The sequence below is a fragment of the Xanthomonas sp. F14 genome (assembly GCF_014199865.1).
This window is the reverse complement of sequence record NZ_JACHOM010000007.1, coordinates 1-21,474: the sequence shown is the minus strand read 5'-3', so window position 1 is coordinate 21,474 and position 21,474 is coordinate 1. Positions and strand designations below refer to the sequence as shown.

At 66.0% G+C, this 21,474-nt stretch carries 17 protein-coding genes; 11 read left to right on the top strand and 6 right to left on the bottom strand.

Annotated features, from left to right (window positions below):
• Window positions 1–446, bottom strand: a 446-nt coding sequence (locus GGR73_RS20080; RefSeq protein ID WP_456363016.1) for a cysteine peptidase family C39 domain-containing protein, incomplete at its 3' end; no start/stop codon positions are given.
• A 291-nt stretch (window positions 447–737) separates the two neighbouring features.
• Between GGR73_RS20080 and GGR73_RS20075 the strand changes: the two genes are divergently transcribed.
• The 3 genes from GGR73_RS20075 to GGR73_RS20065 all read left to right on the top strand — a co-directional run bounded on the left by GGR73_RS20075 (window position 738) and on the right by GGR73_RS20065 (window position 3,430).
• Complete coding sequence (locus GGR73_RS20075; protein WP_047129295.1) at window positions 738–2,009, top strand: pyridoxal phosphate-dependent aminotransferase; 1,272 nt, start codon at window positions 738–740, stop codon at window positions 2,007–2,009.
• Window positions 2,009–2,686, top strand: coding sequence for an SGNH/GDSL hydrolase family protein (locus GGR73_RS20070; protein WP_102251297.1), 678 nt, complete (start codon window positions 2,009–2,011; stop codon window positions 2,684–2,686). Before GGR73_RS20075 ends, GGR73_RS20070 begins: the two co-directional genes overlap by 1 nt.
• Before the next feature lie 72 nt (window positions 2,687–2,758).
• Entirely contained in the window at window positions 2,759–3,430 is a 672-nt protein-coding gene (locus GGR73_RS20065) for a methyltransferase (RefSeq protein WP_003483442.1), read from the top strand.
• A gap of 1,197 nt (window positions 3,431–4,627) precedes the next feature.
• On the opposite strand, the gene GGR73_RS20060 is transcribed toward GGR73_RS20065, so the two are convergent.
• Window positions 4,628–6,817, bottom strand: coding sequence for a TonB-dependent siderophore receptor (locus GGR73_RS20060; RefSeq protein WP_184458516.1), 2,190 nt, complete (start codon window positions 6,815–6,817; stop codon window positions 4,628–4,630).
• Window positions 6,818–7,106: 289 nt separating this feature from the next.
• Window positions 7,107–7,898, bottom strand: a complete 792-nt coding sequence (locus GGR73_RS20055) for a polysaccharide deacetylase family protein (RefSeq protein WP_184458514.1) — start codon at window positions 7,896–7,898, stop codon at window positions 7,107–7,109.
• Between the two features lie 45 nt (window positions 7,899–7,943).
• On the opposite strand from GGR73_RS20055, the gene grxD reads away from it, so the two are divergent.
• Window positions 7,944–8,870: a Grx4 family monothiol glutaredoxin gene (grxD, locus tag GGR73_RS20050; RefSeq protein WP_024938949.1), complete on the top strand. Its 927-nt coding sequence runs from the start codon at window positions 7,944–7,946 to the stop codon at window positions 8,868–8,870.
• A gap of 166 nt (window positions 8,871–9,036) precedes the next feature.
• Window positions 9,037–9,906 carry a hypothetical protein gene (locus GGR73_RS20045; protein WP_184458518.1) on the top strand — a complete coding sequence of 290 codons (870 nt, stop codon included), beginning with the start codon at window positions 9,037–9,039 and terminating at the stop codon, window positions 9,904–9,906.
• Window positions 9,907–10,196: 290 nt separating this feature from the next.
• On the opposite strand, the gene GGR73_RS20040 is transcribed toward GGR73_RS20045, so the two are convergent.
• On the bottom strand, window positions 10,197–10,757 hold the full coding sequence (locus GGR73_RS20040; protein ID WP_102251291.1) for a DUF924 family protein: 561 nt from the start codon (window positions 10,755–10,757) through the stop codon (window positions 10,197–10,199).
• A 140-nt stretch (window positions 10,758–10,897) separates the two neighbouring features.
• Between GGR73_RS20040 and GGR73_RS20035 the strand changes: the two genes are divergently transcribed.
• The 5 genes from GGR73_RS20035 to GGR73_RS20015 all read left to right on the top strand — a co-directional run bounded on the left by GGR73_RS20035 (window position 10,898) and on the right by GGR73_RS20015 (window position 16,340).
• Window positions 10,898–12,298, top strand: a complete 1,401-nt coding sequence (locus GGR73_RS20035) for an amidohydrolase (RefSeq protein ID WP_184458512.1) — start codon at window positions 10,898–10,900, stop codon at window positions 12,296–12,298.
• The gene (locus GGR73_RS20030) at window positions 12,295–13,575 is read left to right on the top strand and encodes an amidohydrolase family protein (protein ID WP_102251289.1); all 1,281 of its coding nucleotides are present in this window, start codon (window positions 12,295–12,297) and stop codon (window positions 13,573–13,575) included. The genes GGR73_RS20035 and GGR73_RS20030 overlap by 4 nt, the downstream gene beginning before the upstream one ends.
• Window positions 13,576–13,612: 37 nt before the next feature.
• A complete protein-coding gene (locus GGR73_RS20025; RefSeq protein ID WP_039525513.1) occupies window positions 13,613–14,008 on the top strand; it encodes a ribosomal maturation YjgA family protein in 396 nt (131 codons plus the stop codon).
• A gap of 157 nt (window positions 14,009–14,165) precedes the next feature.
• Window positions 14,166–14,492: a hypothetical protein gene (locus GGR73_RS20020; protein ID WP_184458510.1), complete on the top strand. Its 327-nt coding sequence runs from the start codon at window positions 14,166–14,168 to the stop codon at window positions 14,490–14,492.
• 246 nt (window positions 14,493–14,738) lie between these two features.
• Window positions 14,739–16,340 (top strand): rhamnogalacturonan lyase B N-terminal domain-containing protein, encoded by a 1,602-nt coding sequence (locus GGR73_RS20015; RefSeq protein WP_184458508.1) that lies wholly within the window; start codon window positions 14,739–14,741, stop codon window positions 16,338–16,340.
• 500 nt (window positions 16,341–16,840) lie between these two features.
• Here GGR73_RS20015 and GGR73_RS20010 read toward each other — a convergent pair whose 3' ends face one another.
• Window positions 16,841–17,656 (bottom strand): GH12 family glycosyl hydrolase domain-containing protein, encoded by an 816-nt coding sequence (locus GGR73_RS20010; protein WP_046344285.1) that lies wholly within the window; start codon window positions 17,654–17,656, stop codon window positions 16,841–16,843.
• Between the two features lie 479 nt (window positions 17,657–18,135).
• Between GGR73_RS20010 and GGR73_RS20005 the strand changes: the two genes are divergently transcribed.
• A complete protein-coding gene (locus GGR73_RS20005) occupies window positions 18,136–19,080 on the top strand; it encodes a DegV family protein (RefSeq protein WP_104544588.1) in 945 nt (314 codons plus the stop codon).
• 603 nt (window positions 19,081–19,683) lie between these two features.
• Here the strand turns inward: GGR73_RS20005 and GGR73_RS20000 are convergent.
• The gene (locus GGR73_RS20000) at window positions 19,684–21,264 is read right to left on the bottom strand and encodes a CocE/NonD family hydrolase (RefSeq protein ID WP_184458506.1); all 1,581 of its coding nucleotides are present in this window, start codon (window positions 21,262–21,264) and stop codon (window positions 19,684–19,686) included.
• Window positions 21,265–21,474 lie beyond the last annotated feature (210 nt).

The following is a 21,474-nucleotide window of genomic DNA, read 5'->3' as shown; positions in this document are numbered from 1 at the left end:
TTGGCCAGGTCGCCAAGCACCGAAGCCCGCGAGGCCACCTGCAGCAACCGCCCCTGGTAACGTGCTTCGAACTCGGCGGGCGAGATGGAGCGCGGACGTTTTTCGACCAGATCGTGGATCAGGATCTGGTCCGCACTTACCTTGGCGACGATAAAGGCATCGCCATCCGGCACCAGGGCCAGCGCTGGTAACGCGGCCATGCCGATCCGTGCGGCCGGCTGGGCCACGACCTTGGCTTTCAGCCCCAACTGCTTGGCGGCCAGCAGCAACGTGGTTTCGTCGAACGGCTCGCCGCCTCGTCCGAACCCATGCGCCAGCTGCACCGCGTCGGCGGCAACCCCATGAAATTGCGCTAGCAAGACCAGCCCCTGTAGTCCCAGATCCGGTCGGTCTTGCACCGACGAGCCGCCCTCGACTAACGAGAGCGACGCACTTCCCCCTGACATACGCGTTCCTTGCTGTCGAGCCCAAGCCGGACTCAAGTGATGGAATAGAATCTGAAGATGTTAAGAAGCTGTCAATCAGCCAACCCCTCGACTTCAATCAATCTTCTCAATCAAGCGTCTCCGAGGCTGAGACGCCATCACTTGATTGTGTGCCCACGGTGACCAGGACCTTGCCTCTCCGACCAGCCGCTGACGCCTGCCAGCGGCTTGACATCGTTGCCGATGCAAGCATGTCCGCCTGTCATATTTCCGCTACCATGCCAAGCCTCACGCCTACAACCGGCCCGTCGCATGTCCACTGCCCCGCAAAAGCCGCTCGCCATCCGCGAGCGTCTGTCCGAAGTCCGCTACGAAATCCGGGGCGAGCTGGCGCGACGAGCGCGGGAGCTGGAGGCGCAGGGCCGCAAACTGATCAAGCTCAATATCGGTAATCCAGGCGCGTTCGGGTTCCGTGCGCCGGAGCATCTGCAGCGCGCGATCGCCGACGACATGGGCCGCACCGATCCGTACACCCATCAGCAAGGCCTGCCGGAAGCGCGCGAGGCAATCGCCACCGCGTATGCGCGGCGCCAGCACCCGGATGCGCATCCGGACCGCATCTTCGTCGGCAACGGCGTCAGCGAGCTGATCGACCTGTCGCTGCGTGCGCTGCTCAATCCCGGTGACGAAGTGCTGGTGCCCTCGCCCGACTATCCGCTGTGGTCGGCCGCCACCATCCTCAACGATGGCCGGCCGGTGTATTACCGCTGCGCCCCGGAAAACGACTTCCAGCCGGACCCGGTGGAAATCGAGACGCTGGTGTCCTCGCGCACCCGCGCCATCGTGCTGATCAATCCGAACAATCCCAGCGGCGCCAGCTATTCGCGCGAACTGCTGGAGCGCATCGTGGCCATCGCCAGCAAGCACAACCTGCTGCTGATGGTCGATGAGATCTACGACCAGGTGCTCTACGACGACGCCGCCTTCGTGCCAGTGGCGCCGCTGGCCGGTGCGCATCCGTGCATCACCTTCGGCGGCCTGAGCAAGGTGCACCGCGCCTGCGGCTGGCGCGTGGGCTGGGCGCTGCTGTCGGGCGAGCAGTCGCGCATCAACGACCTGCGCAACGCGATGGACCTGCTCGGCGCGCTGCGCCTGTGCGCCAACGTGCCGGGCCAGTACGCCATCGACGCGGCAGTCAACGGGCCGGACACCATCTCGGCGCTGTGCGCGCCGGGTGGCCGTCTGTACGAAACCCGCCGTGCGGTGATCGAGGCCTGCGCGGCCAGCGAGCACCTGTCGCTGGTGGCGCCGGCCGGTGCGCTGTACGCGTTCCCGGCGGTGGTCGGCCCGGCCGCACGCAACTTCGACGACCATGAATTCGCGCTCGACCTGATGAACGAGGAAGGCGTGCTGGTGGTGCCGGGTTCCAGCTTCAACGTGCCCTACCGCCACCACTTCCGCGTGACCCTGATGCCGGAAGCGCCGGTGATGCGCGATGTCTTCGCACGCATCGACCGTGCGCTGGCACGCCGCGCCGAGGCGGTCACCAAGGTCGTGCCGCTCAAGTCGCGCAGCGTGGCCTGATGGCGGCGGCCGGCACGCCGCTGCGCTATCTGGCGCTCGGCGATTCCTACACCATCGGCGAAGGCGTTGCCCCCGAGCAGCGCTGGCCGGTGCAACTGGTCGACGGTTTGCGTGCCTACGGCTGGAATGTGGCGCCGCCGCAGATCATCGCCACCACCGGCTGGACCACCGACGAGCTGCAGGCAGGTCTCGATGCCGCTGCGCCGCAGGGGCCGTTCGAGCTGGTGAGCCTGCTGATCGGTGTCAACAATCAATACCGCGGACGCTCGCTGGACGAATACCGCAGCCAGTTCGATGCGTTGTTGCAGCGTGCGATCGGGTTCGCCGGCGGGCTTGCGGCACGCGTGTTCGTGCTGTCGATTCCCGATTGGGGGCTGACTCCGTTTGCGCATGCGCAGGGCGGCGATGCGCCACTGATCGGCGCACAAATCGATGCCTTCAACAGCGTAGCCGCCGAACGCTGCGCCGCGCGCTCGGTGCGCTTTGTCGACATCACCGCCACCAGCCGCGATGGCGGCGACGCTGCCGACATGCTGGTCGACGATGGCCTGCATCCCTCCGGCGCCATGTATGCGCGCTGGACCGCACTGGCACTGCCAGCGGCGCGCGATGCGATAGCGGCTGCCAACGCGATCGGGATGGACCACGCCACGCGTGAGCAGCCCCAATCGCCTTAGCAGGCCCCAAGCTAGCCGCGCACCAAGCCTCATTGCCAAGGAACGACATTGCACAGCACCGCTACCCAACCCATGAGCCGCGCGCAGGCGCTGGCGATCGCGCGCGCGTTTTTGCCGCCGCATCCGCTGGGCAATCGCTACGACTATTACTACACCCAGGCCAAGCTGCGCACCGACCCGCTGTATCCGGGCGTGCTGGCCGAGTTGCGCAGCACCACCGCGCCCGTGCTGGATCTGGGCTGCGGGCTGGGCCTGCTCGCGCACGCATTGCGTGCCGATGGCCAGGCATTGGCGTATCACGGGGTGGATGTGGACGCGTCCAAGATTCGCCGCGCGCAACACATCGCGCAGCGCTCGGCATTGGGCAATACGCAGTTTGCCGTGGTCGATCTGAGCGTGGCCTGGCCGCAACACCGCGGCAGCGTGACCATTCTGGACGTGCTGCAGTATCTGCAGGCCGACATGCAGGCCAGCCTGTTGCGCAGCGTGGCGCAGATGCTGACGCCGGGCGCGAAGCTGGTGATCCGCAGCGCATTGGGCGATGCCAGCAGCCGTGGCCGCACCAGCCGCGTGACCGATGTGCTGGCGCATCTGAGCGGCTGGATGCAGCGCATGCCGCGCAGCTATCCCACCCGCGACAGCCTGCAGGCGCAGCTGGATGCCGCCGGTCTGCGCGCAACGTTTGCGCCGTTGTATGGCAACACGCCGTTCAACAACTGGTTGATCGTGGCCGAGCCGCGCTGAGGCAGTGCACAACGTGCCTGGCTCGCTTTACAACGACTGACAGAACGTAACGCGCGGTCGCCGGACGGATGTGGACGGCACGCAGAAACCCGGGTGGACGCATAGCAAATGCCGCACCGGGCACTGGCCGCGCAGCCGTTTTGACAGCCGCTGTTGACGTCATGCGGATGATCCCGGGCCACGTTTTCAAGGGGTGGTGCGCCACGCCCCAGAGAATCCGCTGGTTGCCTTGTCGAAAGCCATACACACCGACCATCTCGACGGGTCCTTGCCTGCCCACCGTCGCGGGACCTTACGCGGCATGGATGCCGCGTAAGAGCCTACAGGGACGTACTTGCGGCGTGTCCCGCGACGGTGGGCGGGCAAGGGCCCTGCAGCCAAACAGCCAAACAGCAGATATACCGCTCTACCGCTGATCTATCGCATCTTACAAGCCCCACTACACAACGCAGCAGGCAATCAAGACTTAGAGCGATGGCGTCGTTTAGGCGCGATCAGCAGCTTGAATCAAAAGCTCGGTGGATCGAGGGCGCGATGCCCTCACCACTTCCGGGACACGCCGTGAATCCATCCATGGAGGCTCCTTGGCGGCATCCATGCCGCCAAGGGTCCCGGAACCGGTAAGGACATCACGCCTCCAAAGTTGGTCGTGCGCTGATGCAACCGCAAAACCGAGATGACCTATGCGGGGTGACTTGACACAGCGGCTTGGTCGCTTGCATGCATGGGTGCATGGCTATTTAGCGATAGGGGGCAAACCCAATCAACTTGCTGCCCGCCTTCGACGGAACGTGTTGTTCGGAAATCAGACCACGTCGGCCAGATCGCACAAGGTCCATGCAACCACCGCTGCATCTGACCCGCCGGCCGCCGTTCCTGCTCTTGCCATGCATACCGACGCTCTCGACAGGTCCTTGCCCGCCCACCGTCGCGGGACCTTACGCGGCATGGATGCCGCGTAAGAGCCTACAGGGATGTACTTGCGGCGTGTCCTGCGAGGGTGGGCGGGCAAGGGCCCTGCAGCGAGTCGCAGAGCAGCCGCTCTACAATTGATCCATCCGCGCCGACCAATCACTTCGGGACAACCAAGTCACCGAGTCGACGCGCCGTTTGGATGCAGGCAAAGGCTTGGTTAGCCCACCGTCGCAGGACCTATGGCGGCATCGATACCGCCAAAGCCTGTCGTCTGGAGCAATGTCAGAACTTCCAGGACAGCGTCAGCTCCACATCGCGCGGGTCGCCGTAGATCAACTGGCTTTGATAGACGATGTTGGCGTAGTACTTGCGGTCGAACAGGTTGCGCACGTTGAGCTGCGCCGACCATGCCTGGTTGATGTCGTAGCGTGCCATCGCGTTGGCCAACACCACGCTGCCCTGGGTCAGCCGTTGCGTTGTGCCCTGTGGCCCGGACATCAATTCGTGGATGGCCGACTGCCAGCTCAGGCCTCCGCCCACGCGCCATGGCCCGGTCTGCCAACTGGTGAACAGGGTGGCTTCGCGACGCGGGCTGGTCGGATTGACGTCGACACCGCTGGCATCGTTGGCATCGAACTGGGCAAAGCCGAACGCGATCCGCCACTGCTCGGAGAGCTGCCCATCGAGCTGGAATTCCACGCCCTGGCTGACCGTGCCCTTCGCCGCCAGGAAAGCCTGATTGGTGGTGCCGGGCACGAATTGTCCGGGGTCGTTGACCGCCAGGTTGTCCTGCTCGATACGGAACAACGCCAGCGCCGCGTTGAGCTGGCCACCGAGGTATTCGCCCTTGGCGCCGACCTCGTAGCTGTTGCCTTCCAGCGGGGCGAGATAGCGCCCGCTACGGTCGCGATTGTTTTGCGGCTTGAAGATGCCGGTGTAGCTGGCGTAGAGCGAATGGTGGTCGTCCACGTCCAGGATCAGGCCGGCGTACGGCGTGGTGCGGCCGCGACGCTCGTAGGTATTGGCCGGCACCAGTTGATCGGTGTTCTTCCAGTCGGTGACGCGTGCGCCGACGATGGCAGTGAGCGCGTCGGTCAGGCTGAAACGGCCGGCGGCATAGGCGGCCACCTGGCGCACGTCGCGTTCTTCGCCCTTCACCAGCGGCGTCCATTGCGGCTGCGCCATGCTGCCGGTCCAGGCGTAGACGCTTTCGGCCGTCAGCACCTGCGGTGGCTGCGGCCCGTTGGACCAGCTGCGCACGTTGCGGTTCATCCAGGTGGCGCCGGCGACCAGTTCGTGGTTGCGGCCCCACCAGGTCAGCGGCACGCTGAGGTAGGCATCCAGGCTGTTTTGCGCCGTGAGTGCGGGATAGCGCCCGCCAAAAGTGTTGGCAAGGCCCAGGCCGGTCTGGCGGTCCGGGTAATCGAAGTAGCCGAACAGCACCGACTTCCAATCGGCTTCGAACCGCTGATGCGAATATTCCACGTGCAGCTGCGCACCGTTGTCGAAGCGATGGGTCAGGCCGGCAAACGCATTGGTGGTGTCCGCCACGCCGCGCGCCCAGCGCGGCGTGAACGAATCCGAGCGTGCAAAATCGGTGCGGCTGCCGTCGCTGAAGTACGCCGGCACCCCGCCCCAGGTGGTGCCGCGGCCGTCGTTGCGCTGCTTGTTGATGCCGATGTAGGCGCTGGTGGCATCGCTGAAATCCGCATCGACGATGCCGTAGAACAGCGACGATTGCTTGCTGTAGTAATCGCGGAACGACTGCTTGTCCTCGTCGCTGGCAACCACCCGCCCACGCACGTTGCCGGCGGCGTTCAACGGCGATTGCAGGTCGACGGTGCCGCGATAGCGGTCCCAACGCCCTGCCGACAGATCGACCCGACCGGTGAACACATCGCTTTCGGCATGCTTGCGCACCAGGTCGATCGATGCGGCCGGGCTGCCCGCGCCGGTGGTCAGGCCGTTGGCGCCGCGGATGATTTCCACCCGGTCGTAGATCGCCATGTTCTGCTGCACATCGCCGGTGTAGTCGGTGGGAATGCCGTCGATGCGGTAGTAGTCCACTTCGAAGCCGCGCGCATTGATGTAGGTGCGCTCGGTGTCCCAGGTCGGCGAGTTGAAGCCGGCCACGGTGTCGGTGACGTCCTGCAGCGATTGCAGGTTGCGGTCGACGATCTGCTGGCGTGTCACCACCACCACCGACTGCGGCGTCTCGCGCAGCGACAACTCCAGCTTGGTCGAACTGCGCGCCACATCGGCGGTGTAGGAGTCGCTGCCTTCGGTCGCGGCGCCGCGGTGTGCCTCGATCTGCAGGCGGTCCAGATCGACCGGGTCGCGCGTGCTCGATTGCGCCGCAGCCGCCAACGGCCATGCGCAGGCCAGCGCCAGCAGGGAGTACGCCAGCGGGAGCTGCGGCGAACGGAGATCCGCACGCGCAAGCGCGCGCACAGGGATAGTGCGATGGGACATGGGGTCAGCCTCAAGAGCGAGTATGGCCGTCGATGACGGCTATTGAGGCTGGCGTCGGCAGCGCCACCGGAAGGCGCGCACCGTTTGCTGGCTGGGGGCGCATGTTCGATCCGCGTTAAATCGCTGTCAATACATGCGCGGATCGATGCCGGAACTCGGGAGCGCCAGCTCCAGGCAATCCGGCGAACAAAAAAGACGCGTCGCACCAGAGCGTTCCCGCCAACAGGGACGATGGATCCGGCAACGCATGCTCCGCTTCCACGCCATCGGCCACGCCGTGCGCAGGACCTCAGAGCGGACGCCACCCGGCCAGGCCGCGTGCGTGCATCGCTTCCAGCACGCCGCGCAGGATGGTGAGGTTGTGGCCGTGCGCGGCGCCTTCGTGCAGCAGCACGATGGCGCCGGGGCGCAGGTCGCGCACGATGCGGGCCACGGTGGCCTCCGGCTCGCAACGCACCCCGTCGAAACCGCGCGCGCTCCAGGCCACGCGGGTCAGCCCGTGCGCACGCAGCGGCGAGGCGACGAAGGGATTGGTCATGCCCACCACCGAGCGGTACAGCCGCGGCGCCTGCCCGGTGATGGTGGCCAGCACGCGCTGTGCCTGGCCGATTTCCTGCGCCATGCGGTGCGGACCCAGCGCCCAGAACCAGGCCTGCGGATGGGTATGGCTGTGGTTGCCGATGCCATGCCCGCGGCGCACCATCTCGCGCACCAGTTCAGGCCGTTGCTCGGCGCGCGCGCCGACCACGAAGAACGTGGCCTTGGCATCGTAGGCGTCCAGCAGATCCAGCATCGCCAGGGTGTCGTCGGAGGGGCCGTCGTCGATGGTCAGCCATACCTGCGGGGCGCGGCCCGGCAGGCGCGCCAGCACCGGCGCGTACAGGCGCGCGCGCGGCAGGAACACCGGCACCACGAACAAGGCGTGCGACACCAGCAACGCCGGCACGCCCCAGGCCCAGCCCAGATGCCACCACAGCAGCGCCACCGCCGCCTGCGACAGGGCCAGCAGGCCCACCCAGCGGTACGGGTGCGAGGGGATGCGATACAGCGTTTGAAGCGTGGTCATGCCGCATGATGCCATGCGGCGTAGAATGCCCGGACTCCACGATCTGACCGAAGTGCTGCCATGTCCCTCGATCCCGCCCTGCGTTCCCGCATCGATACGCTGCTGCAATCCAGCCGTGTGGTGCTCTTCATGAAAGGCCAGCCAGGCATGCCGCAGTGCGGTTTTTCGGCCAAGGCGGTTGGCGTGCTGGACGGTCTGGGCATCGACTATGCCCACGTCAACGTGCTGGCCGACCAGGAGATCCGCGAAGGCATCAAGGCCTACGGCGACTGGCCGACCATTCCACAGCTGTATGTGGACGGCGAGCTGATCGGCGGCAGCGACATCATCCTGCAGATGGCCGACAGCGGCGAGTTGAGCAGCATGCTGGGCCTGCAGGCGCCAGACCGGACTCCGCCCAAGATCACCATCACCCCGGCCGCGGTCGAGATGCTCAAGGGCGCGCTGGCCGATGCGCCGGATGCCTCGCTGACGCTGGCCATCGATGCCAACTTCCAGCCGAACTTCCAGCTGGCGCCGACCAACCCGAACGCCATCGCGGCCGAATCCAACGGCCTGCGCGTGCAGTTCGATCTGGCCAGCGCCCGCCGCGCCGACGGCATCACCATCGACTGGGTGGACGACATCCGCGGCCGTGGCCTGGCCATCGACAACCCCAATGCGCCCAAGCCGGTGCAGGAGCTGTCGGTGCGCGATGCCGACGACCGCATCAAGGCCGGTACGCTGACCCTGGTGGACGTGCGCCCGGCCGACGAGCGTGCCCTGGCCAGCGTTGCCGCGCCGTTCCGCACGCTGGACGCGCACGAGCGCGCCGCCATCGAGCAGTTGCCCAAGGACACCCCGCTGGCGTTCCTGTGCCACCGCGGCGGGCGCAGCCTGCAGGCGGCCGAGCACTTCCGCGGCCTGGGTTTCAGCAACGTCTACAACGTCACCGGCGGCATCGACGCCTGGTCGGACGAGGTGGACAACGGCGTGGCCAAGTACTGAGCAAGCCAGACGGCACAGCCGGTGGCGGGGAATCCGCATCCGGCGATGGCTCGCCGCAACCGCCGGCCAGGTTTTGAGCCGCGTTTGCTACAGTGCACATCCCGAACGGGCGCTCCACCGAGCGTCCGTTTTTTCATGGATCGATATGCACAAGGACGTCGCTGCAATGCACACCCGCCTGCTCTCTCTTGCACTGGCCGCGCTGGTGCCGCTGGCCGCACGGGCCGCCGAACCCGCACGCGCGGTCGTGCTGGTACAGACCTACGACAGCCAGCCGGGCGAAGACCCGCTGGAATACATTCCGGTGTGGCTGGGCAGCGGCGTGGCGAAGGATTCCAGCATGCCCAGGTCGCTGCTGAGCCAGCCGCTGCAGGTCTTCAATGCGGGCGTGTCCAGCGGCACCGTGCGGCTTGCGTCGCTGAGCGTCGACGACAACAGCATGTGCGGCGGCACGGCAAGACTGCGCTTGAAGGGCACCAGCACGCTGTCCGATTCGCCGCTGTTATCGACGGTGGATCTCAATCCCGGCAAGCGCTTTGCCAGCCGTAACGCCACCGCTGCCGAACAGGCCGAGCTGTTGCGCCAGGCCGTTGCGACCGCGCAGCGGCGCAGCGGCGTCAAGCCGGCGGCGCTGGCCCAGGCGTTGACGGCATTCCCTGCCGATCGTGCGCAGGATCTGGCAACGCTGCAGATTTTCACCGACACGCAGCAGCCGCAGCGACGCGTGGCCGTGCTGACCTCCCATCACCCGACCAGGACCGGCAACCCGGACAACCCGACCGGTGTCCTGGCCGTGCTTGCGATCTTCGAGCATGACGGCAGCCGCTGGCAGTTCCGCAAGGGCAGCGCGGCCAGCGGCTGCGACGACTGCGAAGACCTGCCACTGCGTACGCACCTGCTGCAGTTCGGCGATATCGACGGCAACGGCACGCTCGACTTCGTGCTGTCGGAAAGCGGCTACGAGAGTTACGGCTTCTACCTGCTGCTCGGCGAAGGCACGCACTGGCGTTCGGAAGCCTTGATGGGCGGCTGTTGAGCGATTGCCGCGCGATGGCCGATGCCCGCAGCGGTATCGGCGTCACGTTGCGGCACGCACCGGATCCGGAAGAGCGCAACTCGCCGCCGCGCAAGTCATTCGCATCGCCGTTGCGAGGCTATTGGTGTGATTGCACCGCCGCACGATGTCGATCAACGCGCGACATGATGCGCGTGTGCGCCATCAACCGATCGCGTCGATCGCCCGCTCGATCCGCGTGGCCATACGCAATGTGCAGCGCGGAAAAGCCACAGCGGCGTGCAACCGCGGCAGGCCAATCGTCGCCTCCCTCAGCCGGCAAATCCGCCGTCATCGAGAAACTGCTGCTCTTCGGCGGTGGTCTCGCGCCCCAGTACCGCATTGCGATGCGGGAAGCGTCCGAAGCGCTGGATGATCTGCTGATGCTCCACGGCCCAGCGCGTGGTTTCTGCATCGTCCAGCGCGCTGATCAGCTGCACCGAGCGCGCCTGCTCCTGCAGATCTTCGGCATGCTCGAACGGCAGATAGAAAAACAGCCGCAACTGCGCGGACACCTGTTGATCGAAGCCGCTGGCGATTGCCTGCCTGGCGCAGGACAGCGCCAGGCCATCGGTGGCGTAGGCATGCGCGCTGCCGCGGAACGCGTTGCGCGGAAACTGGTCGAGCAGGATCAGCAAGGCCAGCGCATCTTCGGCACGTTCCATCCAGTGCGCATACTCGCCACGCGCCGCTGCAAAGTGCTGCTCGCTGAAATGCTGGCGGAAGTTGGCATCAAACGCATCGTTGTGCGTGAACCAGCGGGCCGAGCCGGCCAGTTCCCAGAAAGCCAGTACCACATCGGCCTGTTTGTTGCGCTCTGACTTGACGATCATCGACGTATTCCCTGACGAATACGGCATAGCATGCACTGGCGCATGTGATGAGCCCGCCGCCGCCGACCGTGCAGCACTTGGCAAGCACGCCGCCGGCCGCTAGGTTTGCGGCTGACGTTTTCGTTGCACCGGGGAAATCCATGCGTTCCATCCTGTTCGCCGCGCTCGGCGCGGCCGTGCTGTGCGGTCCTGTGTCTGCGGCATCGCGTTTCGTGCAAGACCCTTACCCCAGCACCTACCGCGCGCTCGCGTCCGCTCCGGTGTTGATCCAGCACGCCACCGTGCTCACCGGCACCGGCCAGCGGCTGGACGACGCCGACGTGCTGCTGCGCGACGGCAAGGTGGCCGCGGTCGGGCGCGGGCTGGAGGCGCCGGCCGATGTGCGCCGCATCGACGGCACCGGCAAGTGGGTGACCCCCGGCATCATCGACGTGCACTCGCATCTGGGCGTGTATCCCAGCCCCGGCGTCAGCGCGCACAGCGATGGCAACGAGATGACCGCCCCGGTGACGCCGAACGTGTGGGCCGAGCATTCGATCTGGCCGCAGGATCCCGGCTTCGGCACCGCCCTGGCTGGCGGCGTCACTTCGCTGCAGGTACTTCCCGGCTCGGCCAATCTGATCGGCGGACGCGGCGTCACCCTCAAGAATGTCGCCTCAACCACCTACCAGGGCATGAAGTTCCCCGGCGCCCCCTGGGGCCTGAAGATGGCCTGCGGCGAGAACCCCAAGCGCGTGTACGGCCAGAAGGGCGGCCCCGGCACGCGCATGGGCAACGTGGCCGGCTACCGTGCCGCCTTCATCGATGCGGCCGAGTATCTGCAAAAGAATGCACCGAAGAAAAAGACTGCGAAAAAGCGCCATTGGTGGAGCAGCGGCGGCGACAACGACAGCAGCGGCGATGCCGGCGGCAAGCGCGATCTCAAGCTCGACACGCTGGCCGGCGCGATCAACGGCGACATCCGCGTGCATATCCATTGCTACCGCGCCGACGAGATGGCGACCATGCTCGACCTGTCCAAGGAGTTCGGCTTCCACATCGCCGCCTTCCATCACGGCGTGGAGGCCTACAAGCTGGCCGACCGGCTGGCGCAGGAGAACGTTTGCGGTGCGCTGTGGGCCGACTGGTGGGGCTTCAAGATGGAAGCCTTCGATGGCATCCAGGAAAACATCGCGCTGGTCGACAGGCCGGCCAACAGCTGCGCCATCGTGCATTCGGATTCGGAAGAAGGCATCCAGCGCCTGAATCAGGAAGCGGCCAAGGTGCTCGCCAACGCGCGCCGCAGCGGGATGGAGATTCCACCCGAGCGTGCGATCCGCTGGCTCACCAGCAATGCCGCCAAGGCGCTCGGCATCGAGCAGCAGACCGGCGCACTGGAGCCGGGCAAGATGGGCGATATGGTGGTGTGGAACGGCAATCCCTTCAGCTCCTACGCGCTGGCCGAACAGGTCTATATCGACGGCGCGCAGGTCTACGACCGCCACGATCGCCACCTGCAGCCGGTGTCGGACTTCATGCTCGGCCAGGAGGTGGCGCGATGAGCCGCACCACTGGAATGCGCCCGCGTCTGCGCGTGATCTCCGCAGTGGTCCTGGCAGTGCTTGCATTGCCCGCATTCGGCCAGCAGGTGCTGATCCGTGGCGCGACCGTGCATACCGCCACCGCACAAGGCACGCTGCGCAATACCGATGTGCTGGTGCAGGGCGGCGTGATCCGCGCGATCGGCAGCAACCTGGCCGTGCCGGCCGATGGCCGCGTGGTCGAGGCCAGGGGCCGCCCGCTGACGCCGGCCCTGTTCGGCGGCATCACCGAGATCGGCATCGAAGAAGTCTCCGGCGAAGACAGCACCGTGGACAGCGGCGTCAAACTCAGCGACCAACCGATGCGTCCGGAATTCGACGTCACCCTGGCCTACAACCCCGATTCGGTGCTGGTGCCGGTGGCGCGCGTGGAAGGCATCGGCTTCACCGCGCTGGGCGCGACCACCAGCGGTGCCTTCATCGCCGGGCAAGGCGGCGTGGTGCGGCTGGACGGCAGCCCGGACCCGCTCGGCCCGCATGCCTTGTTCATCCGCATCGGTGCGGCGGCGTCCGATCTCACCGGCAGCTCGCGCGCCGCGCAATGGATGCTGCTCGACCAACTGGTGGCCGAAGCGCGCGGACGCGTGCCGGCCGACTCGCCGCATGCGCTGCTGACCCCGGTCGGCCGCAGCGTGCTGGCCAGGTACCTGGCCGGGCAAGGACGCATCGTGGTGCAGGTGGAGCGTGCCGCAGACATCCGCCAGTTGCTGCGTTGGGCGCAGCGCGAAAAGGTGCGCATCGCCATTGCCGGCGGCGCCGAGGCCTGGAAACTCGCGCCGCAACTGGCGCAGGCCAGGGTGCCGGTGCTGGTGGATGCGCTGGCGGACCTGCCGTCCACCTTCGACCAGATCGGTGCGACGCTGGAAAACGCCGCACGGCTACGCGCGGCCGGCGTGGAGGTCAGCTTTGCCCAGAGTGGCGATGCCTCGCATAACGCGCGCAAACAGCGCCAGCTGGCCGGCAATGCGGTGGCCAACGGCTTGCCGTGGGAAGCCGGCCTGGCCGGCCTGACCCGGGTGCCGGCGGAGATCTTCGGCGTGGCCGATCGCATCGGCAGCATTGCGGTCGGCAAGCAGGCCGACCTGGTGCTGTGGGAAGGCGACCCGCTGGACGTCGCCCACTACGCCGAGCAGGTGTGGCTGGGCGGTCGCGACATGCCGATGCGCTCACGCCAGACCGAGTTGCGCGAGCGTTACATGCAACCGGCCGGCGCGTTGCCGCGGGCCTATCTGAAATGATCGGGAGCGGCGTGCGCATGGGAGCGCGGTGACCCGCATGGCGTTGGGCGTGCGCTGCACCTACCTGTCGGTCGCATTCGCCGTGTTTGTCATCGAAGTGGCGATCGGCGCAGGCACACTGGGCGGGCCGTGGGTCCGCGGCAGCCTGGGCGATGTGCTGGCGGTGATCCTGGTGTATTGCGGATTGCGCGGTGTGCTTGCGCTGCCGCCACGCTGGGCGTGCGTGCTGGCGGTAGCGATCGGGTGCCTGATCGAAGGGCTGCAGGCGCTGCATCTGGCCGACCGGCTCGGACTGCGCCCGGGCAGCGCGGCCTACATCGCGCTTGGCAATACCGCCACGGTGCACGATCTGCTGATGTATCTGGTCGGCGGCGGGGCGGCGTACATCGGCGATATGGCATCGTGCCGCGTCGCTGCGTCTTCCCAGCGATAAACAACTGCATTGATACACTCCCTCGGGCCTACCGCATGTTCTGCGTCTCCTCATCGACACTGATCGACAGCGTTGGCATCCCGTCCCGACAACGGCAGCAACGGCGTGCCTGCGCCGCCGCTGCGTCGCAGTGATCTCGCTGTTCCAGGGAGGCGGCTTGCGCTCGATCGATCGCGTCGTATTGCGCCAGGCGCCGGCCAATCTGCTACGCGGGCTGGAAGCGGTCGGCGGGCGGCTGATCCTGACCGCCGATGCGCTGCACTTTCAGCCACATCCCTACAACATACAGACCCGGTCGCTGACCGTGCACCTGCGCCAGATCGCAGCAATGCAGCCACGCTGGACGCGCCTGTTCGGGCTGCTGCCGGTGGCGCCGACATCGCTGGCGGTGCAGTTGCATGACGGCGGCGAGCACCGTTTCGTGATCGGCAAACGCGAACAGTGGATGACTGCCATCGCCTCGGCGCGCGACGCCCTGGGCTGACGCTACCCCCGACAAGTGCATTGCGATGCGCCAGGTCGCAATGCACGACTGGCGCATCGCAACGCCCTGGCGTCGTCCCACCTGCCTGCGCATCGCAGAGGGAGCGTGAACTGCGCTGCGTTTCAGCACTGCATCTTGTACGCGGTGCACGCTCTGCAGGTCCGTGCCATCGCCGTCGTTGTCCTGCCCGCCTAATATCGCGCGTCGGCACCGCAGCGACGCCCCTACTTCGGCATGGAGATCGATATGCCCCGCACCATCCTGCGCATCCTGGCCTGCGCATTGTTCCTGTACGCCGGCGTCAGCGCGCCGGCCATCGCCGCATTTGGCGTCACCCGCAGCGGCGACCGTGTCGTTGTCGATACCGGCGCCGAGCTGGTGTTTGCGGTCAACGCCGGCAACGGCGACATCGTCTCGATGCGTTATCGCGACAACGCGCTGCAGACCACCGAGTCGAAGGGCTCGCAGATCGCCTCGGGCCTGGGCAGCGCCAGTGTGGAGTCACGCGTGGTGGGCGCCACGATCGTGGTTTCGGCCAAGGCCGGCGACCTGATCCAGTACTACATCGCACGCAAGGGCCGCAACGCGATTTACATGGCCACCTATGCACCGACGTTGCTGCCGATCGGCGAGCTGCGCTTTGTCACCCGCTTGAACGTTGCCAAGCTGCCCGATGCGCAGCAGGAGCCGGACTCCAATGTCGGTAGCCCGGTGGAAGGCGAGGACGTGTTCTTGCTGCCGGACGGACGCACCAGTTCCAAGTTCTATTCGGCGCGCCGCATGATGGACGACCAGGTACACGGCGTCAGCGGTTCGGGCGTGGCGGTGTTCATGCTGATGGGCAACCGCGAGCGCAGTTCCGGCGGGCCGTTCTTCAAGGACATCGCCACCCAGAAAACCCGCGTGACCCATGAGCTCTACAACTACATGTATTCCGATCACACCCAGACCGAGGCATTCCGCGGTGGCCTGCATGGGGTGTACGGGCTGCTGTTCACCGATGGCGGGACGCCCTCCAGCGCACAACTGGACACCACCTTCGTCGATGCAACGCTGGGGTTGACCGGTTATCTCGCCAACGACGGGCATGGCGCGCTGAGCGGCCGGGTGAGCGGCGTGCTGTCCGGCCAGCCTGCCGTGATCGGCCTGCGCAACGACCAGGCCCAATACTGGGCCACCGCCAACGGCAGCGGCGATTACCAGATTGCGGGCGTGCGCCCGGGACGCTACCGCATGACGCTCTACCAGAACGAACTGGAAGTCGCGCAACGCGATGTGGAGATCCACGCCAACGCGACCACGCAAGCGGCGCTGCAAGCGGTTGTGCTGCCGGGGACCATCAAATGGCAGATCGGCACGGCCGATGGCACGCCGGCCGGTTTCCGCCATGCGGATCTGCTGCCACGCGCGCATCCATCCGACAAGCGCATGCGCTGGACCCCGGTGACCTACACGGTTGGATCGAGCAGTGCGGGCAGCTTTCCGGCAGTGCAATGGCGCGGCATCAACACCCCGACCCGTATCGACTTCACCCTGGGCTCGAGTGAAGTGCGTGGCTATCGCCTGCGCATCTTCGTGCCACTGACGCAGGTCGGCGCGCGCCCGCAGATCAGCGTCAATGCGCGCTGGAATGGCCCGGTGCCGGCCGCGCCCACGCAACCCAAGACACGCGGCATCACCCGCGGCACATGGCGCGGCAACAACACGCTGTATGAGGTGGACATCCCGGCATCTGCGCTGCAATCGGGCAGCAACCGGATCGAGATCGGCATCGCCTCGGGATCGCCGGACAACGGCTTTCTCAGCCCGGCCGTGGTGTTCGACAGTATCCAGCTGGTGGCGCTGTAAGCAATCTGCCAATCCAGCGAGCGGTGGTCGGACAAGCAAGGGCTGCACGCAACAACGCCTCGCACCCATTGCAGAGACCATGGCACTGCCCGCATTCGCCTGGCACGTGTGCAAAGCTGGCGATGGCAGCGCCAGCCACACCGATATGGCAATCACCGCGCGCAACTGCGTGCGGTGATTGCGGCGGTGCATGAGATTCCGGAAGCGGCAGACCCTCACACTGCACGGTCGATGCACGTCGCCATGCATATGACCTGCGCGCTGACTCGGCCTGCCCGACTGCCGTCAGTCGATCTGCTGCGCGAGCCGTCGGCAGCCAGGACGCGAGGCATGCAATGCGTGCGTCGCGCACATGCCACCTCGTTGGCTCTCGAGCGGCCTGCAATCGTCGACGATTGTCAGGCCAGCGCCGCAGGTGCGATCACCGGCGTGCGGTGTGCTGCACGCCGGTCTTTACGCTAATGACGCACCCTCGGCCATGTCGCCGATGGGCATCGTGCTTACTGCGCATCCAGCGTCGCGCTCACCTTGGCCCAGCCATTGCCGCGCACCACTTCAAAACCCGCTTCGGCTGCATGCAGATACATGCTGTTGTTGTAGCGCCCATCCTTGGACCGGTTGGTCTGCAGCCAGTTGAGGAAGGGCTTGGCGTCCACGTTGAGGCTGCCGCTGGTCTTGAGCGTGGCCTGCCCGGCGGTGCCGGTCGGGATGAAGGTGTAGACGTAATAGCCGGCGCCGGAGTTGAAGCCCTCCCACAGGTCGAAGGTACGCCCGCCCGCGGTGATCACCTTGCTGGCAGTCAGTGTGCCGATCGGCCAGGAGTTGTGGTCGCCCCAGATCATCACTTCCAGCTGCGGGTTGCCCTTGGCGGTATCCCAGCGGAAGAAGATGTCGTAGGCAAAGTCGCCTGCGAGATTGGTCCCGCCGGCGCTGTAGGTGAACTTGAGCGGGATCTTGCTCAGCGAGGAAATCTGCCGCGGAAACAGCGTGTCGCTGGTCGGGTTCCAGTCGTAATGCCAGCCGCGCACGATCGCCGGATAGCCGTAGAGATTGTAGTCGGCGAAGTTGAAGGTCACGGTCAGCTCGGGCGTGCTGCCGGTGCCGAACGTGCCCTGGATGATGTTGTTGGGATCGTTGAAATTATTGACCCACGCATAGTGGTTACCGAAGATCTTGTAGGGACCGGCCAGCGCCGCCGGCGTCAGCGCGACCAGACCCACGGCCAGTGCAGCCTTCCACCAGCGCGATGCGCGCCGCCGTGTAGTAGGCGCCTGTGCGCCAGTCTGAGTAAGGGTGCTGGATTGGCTGTTTTGCATGTTGACTCTCTCCGAGTAAGTTCAGCGCGGCGATGCCGGTGCGGCAGCGTCGAGAGCCGCTTTGCAGCGGTCGCGTCGGACCCTAGCAGCGGCGTTGTGACGGGAGCTATAGCAATTGCAGCAGGCCTCGCTCGCCATCTGCGATAGCGGGCGCCACCTTGCAGCCGAAGCGTGCGCCGATCCTCAGTTCGCAAGGTAAATCGCAGTGCGACAGCGTGTACCGGTCATCTGCATGACGGCGAGGTGCGCGCGAATGGTGCAGAGCCACATAGCGGTGGTCTGCGTTCCGGCCACACCTGCGGCTGCTTGCTCCAGGCCCTATTCGAATGCGTCGAGCTTGCCTGGTGGCAGTGCGCGGGGCTCCCCTCGCGCGCTCTTGCGTAGGGGTGCCCAGCTTTCGACCTACAGCCCTACTCGCCTCCGCTGTTTTGCGATAGCGTTCGCAGTTACAGATAACGCAACAGCCGGAGGGGGCGACGATGCGCATCGGAATCGTGGTGGACAGTGCCTGCGATTTGCCGCAGGACTTCATTCAACAAAACAACGTCATCGTATTGCCGATCAGCGTACGTATCGGCGAAGCGGTGCTGGCTGATCACCGCGATGAGGAAGCGACGCTGAGCTTTCTGCAGGCGCATGTGGCCGAGCGTGGGCACGAGGCGGAAACCACGCCGTTTTCCGTCAACCAGATTCGCGACCTGTTCCTGCAACGGCTGGTCATCGACTACGACCACGTGTTCTGCCTGACCATCTCCAAGCTGCGCAGCCAGATCTTCGATAACGCGATGCAGGCCAGCTTCGCGATCCTCAACGATTACAAGCCGATCCGGCAGGCCGCCGGCCACACCTCGCCGTTCGCGCTGCGCGTGATCGATACGCTCAACCTGTTTGCCGGCCAGGGCATCACCGCAGTGGAAGCGGTACGCCTGCGCGCGCAGGGTCAGGGCGTGGCGGCAATCCGCAGCCGGCTCGAACAGCTGGCCGAACACACCTACGGCTACATGATTCCGCGCGATCTCTACTACCTGCGTGCGCGTGCACGCACCAAGGGCGATCGCAGCGTGGGCCTGATCAGCGCCGCGCTCGGCAGTGCGCTGGACATCAAGCCAGTGCTGCGCGCCTACCGCGGCGTCACCGAACCGGTGGCCAAGTTGAAAGGCTTCGAGCCGTCGACCGAAAAGCTGTTCGGCTTTACCGTGCGTAAGATCCGCGAGGGCTTGATGACACCGACCGTCTGCGTGGGCTACGGCGGCGAACTGGCCGAGCTGCACGCCCTGCCCGGCTACGCCGCCCTGCAAAGCGCCTGTCAGACCCACAACGTGGAATTGTTCGAAAGCGTGATGAGCCTGACCGGCATGGTCAACGTCGGCAAGGGCGCACTGGCCGTGGCATTTGCAGCCGAACCGCATACCTTTGCGGCCTGAAAACAAGGCCGGCGCGCGGCGCCCTCGCCGGCTTCAGGACACGCCGATCTACAGCTGACCTATCCGCGCACCCCGGATCTCCAAAGACAACCACGCACACCAACCATCTCGACATGTCATGCCTAGCTTGCCTAAGCACACTAACTATCTCGACAGGTCCTTGCCCGCCCACCGTCGCGGGACCTTACGCGGCATGGATGCCGCGTAAGAGCCTACACGGACGTACTTGCGGCGTGTCCCGCGAGGGTGGGCGGACAAGGGCCCTGCAGCCAAGCCGCAGACCAACCGCTCTACAACTGATCTATCCGCGCGGGCAATTTACTTCCAGACACAAGACAGTCAACAGTCGGGTCACAGCCTCGTTTGTTAGATGCGGCCAAAATTCCGGTTAGTCGAGCGCGCAGCACCCTCATCACTTGCGGGACACGCCGTGAATCCAACCCTGGAAGCTCAGTAGGCGGCATCCGTGCCGCCAAGGGTCCCGCAAGCGGCGAGGACAACGCACCTGAGAGTTAATCGATACTTTCCAAAGCTTGCGCGTTGCTCGGCTTGCATTGGGACAATGGCCGGACGCTGCACCATCCGAGTTAGCCCAGCGCAGCGTTACCGCAGCGGCACGTTCAATACCGATGGCGTTGCCGCCGGCGAGGTAAACGTCACTGTACCGCCGCCGTCGCTGGCATCGGTGTAGCGCACGTCCTGCGTGTCGATCACCAGCACCAGGCGCTGCCCTGCCGGAATCTCCGCAGCAGCCGCTTGCAGCGGCCAATCCAGCGTCACTGCTTGGCCAGGTGTAGCCCCGCGTAGCGAGTACGGCGCATGCGTGATCAGTTGCGCCACGCCCAGCGCATCCATGCGATACAGATACGCGAACAGGCTCACTTTCGATTGGCTGGGTACCACGGTCACGCGCAGCGATGGACTGCCGGCCAGCCGCCGTAGCGTGTTCGATGGCGCACCCACCCACACTGCCGCGCCGATGCGATTGACCAACGGAATCGAGGTGGTGACCGGCACACCGATGCCTTGCAACAGGCCACTGACCAGGACCACGCCCGAGTCGGCCAACGTCGGCACATCGGTGGCAATGCGCGATTGCCAGCCGCTGGCGGTGCCGCCGATCAAGCCGCCTGTCGGGCTGAGCAATCCGGAAGGTGCAGATAACCCCAGGCGCGTGTTGCCCTGTTGCACCGACGCCCAGTCCGCGTACTCCAGCCATTGCCCCGCGCGCGGCGATAACCGCACCGGCGCTTCGCTGTCCACGCCGTTACGCAGCTGCTTGAGATGACGATCGAACCAGCGCGTGGTCGCCGTGTAGACCTCGTTGGGCAGGCCGAGCGCGCCCGGCAGCTCTGCGGTGGCGTGATCGCCCTGGCTGAGCAGCAACTGCTTGGGCCCGCGCAACTGATTGAAGAATGCGATGGTCTGGTTCGGCGGAAACAGGCCGTCGTTGAAGGCATTGCCCAGCAGCACCGCCGTGCCATGCGCATTGAGCGCGGACACATCGCTTGCCGGGCTGCGCGACGCGGCCTGCGGCAGGAAGCCCTGCACGGCGCCATCGTAATCGCCAACGGCAACCCGTGTGCTGATCTGCGCCAGATCCGGGCCGGGACGTCCGGTCAACGCGCCGGCACCGACCAACAGCCCAACGCCTTGCTGGCTGACGGTGCGGTTGGAATACAGCGACGCTTCCAGGTCCGCCCAGCCGCTGAGCGCAGCCACGGCCTTGATGCGCGGATCGCGCTCGGCCGCCAGCAGGCTGATGCCCGCGCCATACGAGATGCCCGACGCACCGATCGCATTCGCATTGGCCGGCGTATGCGCCAGCGCCCAGTCGATCACCGCGCTGACGTCTTCCACGGTGTCGGCGCCGGCGATATCGATCTGCCCGGCCGAATCCCAGAACCCGCGCGAGGTGTAGCTGACGACCACGTAGCCATCGCTGGCCAGCTGGGTCGCGCGACCGAGGTACTCCAGATTCGGCAACGACCAACTGGCCGGCATCACGATCAGCGGAAACGGCCCGCTGCCCTGCCCCTGCGGCACCAAGACCAGTGCGCCCATCGGCGCGCCGTCCCAGCCGGGAATCCGTTCGTAGGTCTTGCTGAAAGCGCCCGCGACCGCCGACGCCGATGCCACCAGCAACGCCAATGCGGCGATGCCTCCGATCCAACGCTTGTTCATGCGGATCTCTCCCACGCAAGGCCGGGCCGGGATGGCCCAGCGGCAACTGCCATGCATCCGTGGTTCGGGGGAGAACGTCGCGAACGTACCAGACGGTACGGTATGGCTCAAGGGCCGGGATTCGGGATTCGGGATTCGGGATTCGGGATTCGGGATTCGGGATTCGGGATTCGGGATTCGGGATTCGGGATTCGGGATTCGGGATTCGGG